The following is an 8,837-nucleotide window of genomic DNA, read 5'->3' as shown; positions in this document are numbered from 1 at the left end:
ATCCGCCGGGTCGCCCAGCGCGTGGGTATAACGATCCTCGCGCTGCCCCGCCTGGCGTGGCACCAGCACGGCCAGCCCCCGCGCAATCAGGCGTTCCAGTTGGTGGACGACCTGGTCGGCGTCTTCGAAATCATGCATGCGCCCGCTGCGGGTCAGCAACTCGTTGACCGTCTGCGGCCCACGCAGAAACAGCAGCCCAGTCAGAATCACCTGGGCCGGCACCAATTCCAGGGCCTTGTCGACCCGGTGTTCCCAACGGTCGGCGCGGCTGCCCATGACCAGGCGGGTGAACCCCTGGCCTTCCAGCACACGCAGGCTTTGGCCGACCTGGCCTTGGCTGAGGTTCATCACCGGCTCGCGGCTGGTCTTCTGGTTGCAGGCCAGGACCAGGGCGTTGAGGGTCAGGGGGTAGGTTTCCGGGTTGGTCGCCTGTTTTTCGATCAGGCAGCCCAGGATGCGGATTTCCGTGCTGTTCAGGCGCGGCTCAGGGGTGTCGGTGTCGTGCTCAGCGGTCATCGCGCTTTCCCTATGCAGTGAACGCACTAGCCTAATCCTGAAAAAATAAAAGACAAGCGGCCGGCACGGCTATAATCGCCGCTGGTTCCAACCCCGCCCTTATCGATGAGACTGTCATGACTATTTCCCTGTACGCCGCTTCCGTCCCAGTCTTCAAGCAAATGCTCACCGCCTTGAGTGGTGTGCTGGACAAAGCCGAAGCCCACGCCACCGCGAAAAACATCGAACCCAACGCCTTGCTGCAAGCGCGCCTGTTCCCGGACATGTTCCAACTGGTGCGCCAGGTGCAGATCGCCGTCGACTTCGCCAAGAGCGTTTCCGCGCGCCTGGCCGAGATCGAACTGCCGAAATACGAAGACAACGAAGTGACCTTCGCCGACCTGCAAGCGCTGATCGCCAAGGTCCTGGCGTTTATGGACACCATCAAGCCCGAGCAAATCGACGGCAAAGAAGGCATCGAGATCATCACTCGCCCCGGCACCCCGAAAGAGAAGCGCTTCAGCGGCCAGTCCTACCTGCTGACCTACGGCCTGCCGCAGTTCTTCTTCCACGTCACCACCGCCTACGCACTGCTGCGTCACAACGGTGTGGAAGTGGGCAAGCGCGACTATATGGGCGCATTCTAAATAACCGTGTTTTAAGCGCATAAAAAAAAGCCCGGGGTCGTTCCTTTGAGAACGGCCCCGGGCTTTTTTTGCGAGCGCTGTTTAAACCGGCTGCTCGTCCTTGCCCAGGCACGCTGCCGCGGTAAACAGCACATCGGTGGACGAGTTGAGTGCGGTTTCCGCAGAGTCCTGCAACACGCCGATGATGAAACCTACCGCCACTACCTGCATGGCGATATCGCTGGGAATGCCGAACAGGCTGCATGCCAGTGGAATCAGCAGCAGCGAACCACCGGCCACGCCCGACGCACCGCACGCGCAAATGGCGGCGACCACGCTGAGCAGCACGGCGGTGGGCAGGTCTACGGTGATGCCCAGGGTGTGTACGGCCGCCAGGGTCAACACGGTGATGGTGATCGCCGCACCCGCCATATTGATGGTGGCGCCCAGGGGGATCGACACCGAGTAGGTGTCTTCATGCAGGCCCAGGCGTTTGCTCAACGCCAGGTTCACCGGAATGTTCGCTGCCGAACTGCGGGTGAAGAACGCCGTGATGCCGCTTTCGCGCAGGCACAGCAATACCAGCGGGTAGGGGTTGCGGCGAAGTTTCCAGAACACGATGGCCGGGTTGATCACCAGCGCCACGAACAGCATGCAGCCGATCAGCACCACCAACAGGTGGGCGTAGCCGAGCAAGGCACCGAAGCCGGAGGTGGCCAGGGTCGAGGCCACCAGGCCGAAAATCCCCAAGGGCGCGAAGCGGATCACCACGCGCACGATCAAGGTCACGCCGTTGGACAGGTCATCGAGCACCGTGCGGGTGGTTTCGCCGGCATGGCGAATCGCGACACCCATACCGATGGCCCACGCCAGAATGCCGATGAAATTGGCGTTCATCAGCGCGCTCACCGGGTTATCCACCACGCTCAGCAACAGGCTCTGCAACACCTCGCCGATGCCGCCGGGGGCGCTCACGGTGGCGTCGTGGGTGGCGAGCACCAGCGGCGAGGGAAACAGCGTGCTGGCGATCACCGCAACCACGGCGGCCGCGAAGGTGCCCAGCAGGTACAAGAACAGGATCGGCTTGATGTGGGTTTCCTGGCCGTGTTTATGGTTGGCGATTGACGCCATCACCAGCACAAACACCAGGATCGGCGCCACGGCCTTCAGCGCGGTGACAAACACTTTGCCAATGAAACCGGTGGCCTTGGCCGCCTCGGGCAACACGAGGGCCAGCAGAATGCCGGCGATCAGGCCGATGACGATTTGCGTGACCAGGCTGACGCGCGCGAGTCGTTGGAAAAGGGAAGGGGCAGCAGTCATAAACAGTTGTCTCTGGTTTTTTTAGTAGGACGCAGCATTGCAGGTGGAGCGCGCTGTAGGAAGCGGGCGCGGAGTCTATCATGCTGTAGGAAATGTCCCGATTGGTGCGGCATTCCGTCACCCATTTGCGGGCAATTCGCACAGATTCTGTTAGCATTGCTACCTCTCATCTTTCCTATCTGTCAGCGGGCCCACGGGCTTTCGTTGATGTCGTCGTTTCTGGAGTTTTCATGTTGTTTCCCATCCTGCTGCTGTCGGCCGCCGGTTTTACCGTGCTGACCACAGAATTCATAATCGTCGGCCTGTTGCCGTCGATCGCCAGGGACCTGAATGTCAGCGTGTCCCAGGCCGGCCTGCTGGTGACGCTGTTTGCGTTCACCGTGGCGGCGTTCGGCCCGTTCCTCACGGCCTACTGCGCGCGGTTCCAGCGCAAGCGCCTGTTCATCACGATTTTGATCATGTTCGCCGTGGCCAATACCGTGGCGGCACTGGCACCGAATATCTGGGTGATGTCCCTGGCGCGCTTGATTCCAGCGTTGGGCTTGCCGGTGTTCTGGGCCTTGGCCAGTGAAACGGCGGTGGACATCGTCGGCCCGGAATACGCCGGCCGGGCCATCGAGAAGATCGGCTTCGGGATCGTCTGCGCCACCGTCTTCGGCATTCCGGTGGGCACGCTGATTTCCGATATGTTCGGCTGGCGCAGCGCGTTTGCCATCCTCGCGGTGATTGCGTTGGCCAAGGCGCTGCTGCTGTATGTCTACCTGCCGGTGACACAGGCGAAGAACGCGCAGGTGACGTTGCGCTCGCAATTCAAGCTGCTGCGCAGCCCGTTGATGCAGGGGCACATCCTGCTGTCGATCCTGGTCTTCAGCGGCATGTTCACCGCCTACACCTACTTGGCGGACATCCTTGAGCGCCTGGCCGGGTTCGACGGTACGCTGGTCGGCTGGTGCCTGATGGGCTTTGGCGCGGTCGGGCTGATCGGCAACTCCCTGGGCGGGCGGGCTGTGGATCGCCACCCGTTGATCGCGTCGATGGTGTTCTGCGGGTTCATGATCGGCGGCATGGTTGCGGTGGTGCCGGCGATTCATTCCACCATCGGCCTGGCGGCGGCGATGGCCGTGTGGGGCGTGACCCAGGCGGCGATGTTCCTGGTCAGCCATGTGCGGCTGATGAAGGCCGCCCCGCATGCGCCGGCGTTTGCCGCGTCGTTGAATATTGCCGGGGGTAATCTGGGTATTGGTCTCGGTGCCTTGGTCGGAGGGCATGTGATCGACACCCTGGGCCTGGCCAGCCTGGGCTTGGCCGCGTCCGGGTTTATCCTGGTGTCGATGTTGCTGGCGTTGTGGCTGATGGGCGTCAAACCGCTGCCGACCAGCGCCTGAACCCTCAGGGCAGGGCGGTGAACAGTTCCCGCCTGGCACCTTCGGTAATCGCCACGATGCCGGGGTGCTTGACCTTGCGTTCTACCGAAATCGCGTAGAACGACTCGGTCACCGCATCCGTCTGGCCAATCAGCGCGACGCCATACTGGCGCACCACCTCATCGGCGATCACGCTGGGGGCGATAAAGATCCCGCTGCCGGATTGGCCGAATGCCTGCATCAAGGCGCTGTCGTCGAACTCGCCGATGATCTTCGGTTGGATCTGCTGTTCGGCAAACCAGCGTAGCAAGCGGCTGCGCACCACCGTCTCCGCCCCCGGAATCAGCAATGGCGCCCCCTGTAAACACTGTGGGAAAACGCCGCCGTGCCGGTCAGCCAATGCTTGAGTGGCGAAAAAACTGATGCCGCATTCGCCCAACTTCTGGCTATAGCCCTTGATGTCCAAATGCGTGGGCATGGGACTGTCGGAAATCACCAGATCGAGGCGCTGGATCGCCAGATCGGCGAGTAGGCGTTCGAGTTTGTCTTCGCGGCAGGTGATGCGGATCGGCTCGCTGAGCTCCATGGTCGGCGCGATCAGCCGGTAGACGATGGATTTGGGCACCACATCCGCCACCCCGACCCGAAACAGGATCTGCTGTTCATCCGGCTGCGCGCGCAACATCGCCTCCAATTCATTGCCGGTCTGGAACATCTGCTCGGCGTAGGGCAGGGCCTGGCGCCCGGCCTCGGTCAGCTCCAACTGGCGGCCTACCCGCTGAAACAGGGCGATGCCGAAGGTTTGTTCCAACAGGCTGATCTGCCCGCTGATGGTCTGGGGCGTGAGGTTCAATTGCTCACAGGCGCGCACGATGCTGCCGGTCTTGGCCACCACCCAGAAGTAATGCAATTGTCGGTAATTGAGCATGCCGGCCTACACTTCGTTAAAACCGAAGTATACGCGAGAAAAATACGAATTTTCCTGAAGTGTCCCTCTGCCTAGAATGCGTCGCTATCGAGGGGCCACTATTTGGACCCAATGGTTCTAACGAGGAAAACATCATGAAACTCAATTCCCTGGGCGCGGCATCGTTGCTTGCGCTTTCATTGGTGGTGGTCAGCGGCTGTGATCAGGTCGAAAAAAGCGCACAGCAGGTGATGGGCAAGGCCACCGAATCGGCCAAGCAAGTGATTGATGAAACCCACAAGGCCGCCGAGCAGGCGTTGAGTGAAGCGACCCAGGGCCTGATCAGTCCGCAGAAAAAAGACGATCAGCCGCAAAACGAGTCTGAATCGACGCGTAAAGAAGCCTAATTCCCCAGCACAACGTCAGGATTGATCTATGGACTACCTTGTACAACTGGCCGCCAGCCCCACCGCTTGGGTCGCATTGGCCACCTTGATCGTGATGGAAATCGTGCTGGGCATCGATAACCTGATTTTTATCTCGATCCTCACCAACAAATTGCCCGAGCAGCACCGTGCCAAGGCGCGACGCATCGGTATCAGCATGGCGTTGGTATTGCGCCTGGGCCTCTTGAGCACTATTGCGTTCATCGTGCAGTTGACCACGCCGGTGTTTGAAATCTTCGGCCAGGCGTTTTCGTGGAAGGACATGATTCTGATCGCCGGTGGCCTGTTCCTGGTCTGGAAGGCAACCACCGAGATCCATCACAGCATGGACCCGGAGCCTGAAGAGAAGACCAGTACTGGCAATGCCGTGTCCATCGGCTTTGCTGCGGCCATCGGCCAGATCTTGATGCTCGACCTGGTGTTCTCCATCGACAGCATCATCACCGCCGTGGGTATGACCGAGCATTTGCCGATCATGATCGTTGCCGTGGTGACCTCGGTCATCGTGATGCTGGTGGCGGCTGAACCGCTGGCCAAGTTCATCAACGACAACCCGACCGTGGTGATGCTGGCCCTAGGCTTCCTGATCATGATCGGCATGACCCTGATTGCCGAAGGCTTCGGCGCCCATGTGCCAAAAGGCTACGTGTATGCGGCCATGGCGTTCTCGGCGGCGATCGAGTGCTTGAACATCGCCCGGCGCAACCGCCACAAGCGTTTGCTGGCCGCTCGTCAGTAATCGCAGCAACCCCAAAAAGGCCGGCTGGGCTCGTAAGAGCCCCGCCGGCTTTTTGCCGTCTGTTAGAATCCGCGCACTTGATAGCTTGAGGTCCACCATGAACGAGCCGATTCGCCTTACCCAGTACAGCCACGGCGCGGGGTGTGGCTGCAAGATTTCGCCCCAGGTATTGGAAGTGATCCTCGCCGGCAGCGGCGCACAGAACCTTGACCCCAACCTGTGGGTGGGCAACGCCTCGCGCGACGATGCGGCGGTGTACGCCATCGACGACGAGCGCGGCGTGGTCTCTACCACTGATTTTTTCATGCCGATTGTCGATGACCCGTTCGACTTCGGCCGGATTGCCGCCACCAACGCGATCAGCGACATCTACGCCATGGGCGGCGACCCGTTGATGGCTATCGCCATTCTGGGCTGGCCGGTAAATGTATTGGCGCCTGAGGTTGCTCGCGAAGTGATCCGTGGCGGCCGCTCCGTGTGCGACGAGGCCGGTATTCCCCTGGCCGGCGGTCACTCCATCGATGCGCCGGAGCCCATCTTCGGCCTCGCCGTGACCGGTATCGTGCAAAAGCGCCATATGAAGCGCAACGACACCGCCACCGTCGGCTGCCGTTTGTATCTGACCAAGCCCCTGGGCATCGGCATCCTGACCACCGCGGAAAAGAAGGGCAAATTACGCGAGGCGGATATCGGCCTGGCACGTGACTGGATGTGTACCCTCAACAAGCCTGGCAGCCGCTTCGGCAAATTGGCCGGTGTAACGGCAATGACTGACGTCACCGGCTTTGGCCTTCTCGGCCATTTGGTGGAAATGGCTGACGGCAGCGGCGTGACGGCACGCATCGAATACAACAAAGTCCCACGCCTGCCCGGGATCGAGGACTACCTTGACCAGGGCTGCATGCCGGGCGGCACCTTACGCAACTTCGACAGTTATGCGAGCAAACTTGGGCGTCTGCAGGAGCTGCACAAACGCGTGCTGTGTGACCCGCAGACCAGCGGCGGCCTGTTGATCGCCGTTACGCCCGCAGGCGACGCCGAGTTTCATGCGGTCGCCGGCGAACTGGGCATGACCCTTGAGTCCATCGGTGAATTGGTTGAGCGACAGACCCACGCGGTAGAGGTGTTTTGATGGCGACTGACATCACCGACTACCGCGACATCTTCCTCAACGACCGGCCGATGATGGATACCCGTGCGCCGGTCGAGTTCGCCAAGGGCGCCTTCCCGGGCGTGGTCAACCTGCCCCTGATGACCGACGACGAGCGCCAGCGGGTCGGCACTTGCTACAAGCAGCAGGGCCAGCAAGCGGCTATCGTGCTCGGACACGAGCTGGTGTCCGGGGCAATCAAGGCCGGGCGCATCGAGCAATGGGCACGGTTCGCCCAGGCCAATCCGGACGGCTATCTGTACTGCTTTCGTGGCGGGCTGCGCTCGCAGATCGTGCAGCAATGGCTGAAAACCGAAGCCGGTATCGAGTATCCCCGCGTCGGCGGCGGCTACAAAGCCATGCGCAGCTTTTTACTGGACACCGTCGAACAGGCTGTCGCCGAGTGTGATTTCGTGTTGCTGGGCGGCATGACCGGCACCGGCAAGACCGAAGTGCTCGGCCAACTACGCAATGCCCTGGACCTGGAAGGTCACGCCAATCATCGCGGTTCCAGCTTTGGCAAGCGAGCTACGGTGCAACCGTCCAACATCGACTTCGAGAACCGCCTGGCAGTGGACCTGCTGAAAAAACGTGCGGGCGGCGTCGAGCAGTTTGTGGTCGAGGATGAGAGCCGCATGATCGGCAGTTGTGCGCTGCCGTTGCCGTTGCACAAGGGCATGCAGACCTTCGCGATGGTGTGGTTGGAAGACACTGTCGAAGGCCGGGTCGAACGTATCCTGCGCGATTACGTGGTCGACCTTTGCGCTGAATTCATCGCGGTATTTGGCGAAACCGGCTACGTACTGTTTGGTGAGCGCCTGACCCAGAGCCTGGCCAATATCCACAAGCGCCTGGGCGGCGAGCGCTTCCAGCGATTGCAGGCGATTCTGCAGGACGCCCTGGCGGAACAGGCCCGCAGCGGCGCTGTGGACCTGCACCGCGTATGGATTGAAGGGTTGCTGCGCGAGTACTACGACCCGATGTACGCCTTCCAGCGTGAAAGCAAAGGCGCGCGCATCGAGTTTGTCGGGGAGCAGGCAGCGGTGCTGGAGTATTTGCGCGAGCGTGGTGTGTTGCGAGGTTGATGCTTGCCTGCAATAAGGCCCTCAACCCCGCCCGCCACCTACAGAATCGCCGCTCCAATCAAGCCGCAGACCACGCCCAGCAGCATGGTCAAACCGGCCACCGTGACCAGCACCCGCGCGTCGAAATCCTTGCGCAACATCAGCAGTGACGGCAGGCTCACGCTCGGCAGGGTCATCAACAAGGCCACGGCCGGGCCGCTGCCCATGCCCAGCGTCATCATGGTTTGTACGATAGGAATCTCCGCGGCGGTCGGAATCACGAACAGCGTGCCGACAATCGCCAGTGGCACCAGCCACAGCAGGCTGTTACTCATCGCCCCATCCACATGGGGAAACAACCAGACCCGCGCCGCGCCCAATACCAGCACCGCCAGGATATAGACCGGGATCGTGCTCCAGAACAGTTGCCACAGGGTGCGCAACCAGCGGCTGAAAAACGGTTGCGACTCGATCACGCTGGCCTCGGCCACCGCCCCCAGCGCCGCTTCCGGCACTTGCTCCGGGCGCGCGATACGCTGGGCCACCAGGGACACGCCCACCACCAGCACAATCCCTGCCACCAGCCTTAACGCCGTGAAGCCCCAACCCAGCACAAACCCCATGAATACCAAGGTGGCCGGATTCAGTACCGGGTTGGCGATCCAGAACGCCAGCGCCGCGCCCACCGACACCTGCTGCCGACGCATGCCCGCCGCCACCAAT

10 protein-coding genes are annotated in these 8,837 nt (G+C 61.4%); 6 read left to right on the top strand and 4 right to left on the bottom strand.

Features of this window, described 5'->3' with window-relative positions:
- Positions 1 to 516, bottom strand: a 516-nt coding sequence (locus L9Z73_RS19825) for a YceH family protein (protein WP_247404437.1), incomplete at its 3' end; no start/stop codon positions are given.
- 116 nt (positions 517 to 632) lie between these two features.
- Here L9Z73_RS19825 and L9Z73_RS19820 point away from each other — a divergent pair.
- Positions 633 to 1,142: a DUF1993 domain-containing protein gene (locus L9Z73_RS19820; protein WP_247404435.1), complete on the top strand. Its 510-nt coding sequence runs from the start codon at positions 633 to 635 to the stop codon at positions 1,140 to 1,142.
- Positions 1,143 to 1,223: 81 nt separating this feature from the next.
- Here L9Z73_RS19820 and sstT read toward each other — a convergent pair whose 3' ends face one another.
- Positions 1,224 to 2,444: a serine/threonine transporter SstT gene (gene sstT, locus L9Z73_RS19815; RefSeq protein ID WP_247404432.1), complete on the bottom strand. Its 1,221-nt coding sequence runs from the start codon at positions 2,442 to 2,444 to the stop codon at positions 1,224 to 1,226.
- A 230-nt stretch (positions 2,445 to 2,674) separates the two neighbouring features.
- On the opposite strand from sstT, the gene L9Z73_RS19810 reads away from it, so the two are divergent.
- On the top strand, positions 2,675 to 3,829 hold the full coding sequence (locus L9Z73_RS19810; protein WP_247404429.1) for an MFS transporter: 1,155 nt from the start codon (positions 2,675 to 2,677) through the stop codon (positions 3,827 to 3,829).
- A gap of 4 nt (positions 3,830 to 3,833) precedes the next feature.
- On the opposite strand, the gene nhaR is transcribed toward L9Z73_RS19810, so the two are convergent.
- The gene (gene nhaR, locus L9Z73_RS19805) at positions 3,834 to 4,736 is read right to left on the bottom strand and encodes a transcriptional activator NhaR (protein ID WP_247404425.1); all 903 of its coding nucleotides are present in this window, start codon (positions 4,734 to 4,736) and stop codon (positions 3,834 to 3,836) included.
- Between the two features lie 134 nt (positions 4,737 to 4,870).
- On the opposite strand from nhaR, the gene L9Z73_RS19800 reads away from it, so the two are divergent.
- The 4 genes from L9Z73_RS19800 to mnmH all read left to right on the top strand — a co-directional run bounded on the left by L9Z73_RS19800 (position 4,871) and on the right by mnmH (position 8,135).
- On the top strand, positions 4,871 to 5,122 hold the full coding sequence (locus tag L9Z73_RS19800) for a hypothetical protein (RefSeq protein WP_247404422.1): 252 nt from the start codon (positions 4,871 to 4,873) through the stop codon (positions 5,120 to 5,122).
- 28 nt (positions 5,123 to 5,150) lie between these two features.
- Positions 5,151 to 5,900 carry a TerC family protein gene (locus L9Z73_RS19795; protein WP_247404419.1) on the top strand — a complete coding sequence of 250 codons (750 nt, stop codon included), beginning with the start codon at positions 5,151 to 5,153 and terminating at the stop codon, positions 5,898 to 5,900.
- A 97-nt stretch (positions 5,901 to 5,997) separates the two neighbouring features.
- Positions 5,998 to 7,032 carry a selenide, water dikinase SelD gene (selD, locus tag L9Z73_RS19790; RefSeq protein ID WP_247404416.1) on the top strand — a complete coding sequence of 345 codons (1,035 nt, stop codon included), beginning with the start codon at positions 5,998 to 6,000 and terminating at the stop codon, positions 7,030 to 7,032.
- Positions 7,032 to 8,135 (top strand): tRNA 2-selenouridine(34) synthase MnmH, encoded by a 1,104-nt coding sequence (gene mnmH / locus L9Z73_RS19785; protein ID WP_247404412.1) that lies wholly within the window; start codon positions 7,032 to 7,034, stop codon positions 8,133 to 8,135. The genes selD and mnmH overlap by 1 nt, the downstream gene beginning before the upstream one ends.
- Before the next feature lie 38 nt (positions 8,136 to 8,173).
- Here mnmH and L9Z73_RS19780 read toward each other — a convergent pair.
- Positions 8,174 to 8,837: permease (locus tag L9Z73_RS19780; protein ID WP_247404409.1), on the bottom strand; the 664-nt coding region annotated here is incomplete at its 5' end.

This window comes from Pseudomonas emilianonis, assembly GCF_023072625.1.
In the GTDB taxonomy this organism is placed as follows: domain Bacteria; phylum Pseudomonadota; class Gammaproteobacteria; order Pseudomonadales; family Pseudomonadaceae; genus Aquipseudomonas; species Aquipseudomonas paraveronii.
This window is presented reverse-complemented; position numbering and strand designations above follow the sequence as displayed.

Coding starts and splice junctions, on each gene's coding strand:
- selD (WP_247404416.1), top strand. CDS start 5,998: ATGAACGAGCCGATTCGCCTTACCCAGTACAGCCACGGCGCGGGGTGT.
- L9Z73_RS19800 (WP_247404422.1), top strand. CDS start 4,871: ATGAAACTCAATTCCCTGGGCGCGGCATCGTTGCTTGCGCTTTCATTG.
- mnmH (WP_247404412.1), top strand. CDS start 7,032: ATGGCGACTGACATCACCGACTACCGCGACATCTTCCTCAACGACCGG.
- L9Z73_RS19820 (WP_247404435.1), top strand. CDS start 633: ATGACTATTTCCCTGTACGCCGCTTCCGTCCCAGTCTTCAAGCAAATG.
- sstT (WP_247404432.1), bottom strand. CDS start 2,444: ATGACTGCTGCCCCTTCCCTTTTCCAACGACTCGCGCGCGTCAGCCTG.
- L9Z73_RS19795 (WP_247404419.1), top strand. CDS start 5,151: ATGGACTACCTTGTACAACTGGCCGCCAGCCCCACCGCTTGGGTCGCA.
- L9Z73_RS19810 (WP_247404429.1), top strand. CDS start 2,675: ATGTTGTTTCCCATCCTGCTGCTGTCGGCCGCCGGTTTTACCGTGCTG.
- nhaR (WP_247404425.1), bottom strand. CDS start 4,736: ATGCTCAATTACCGACAATTGCATTACTTCTGGGTGGTGGCCAAGACC.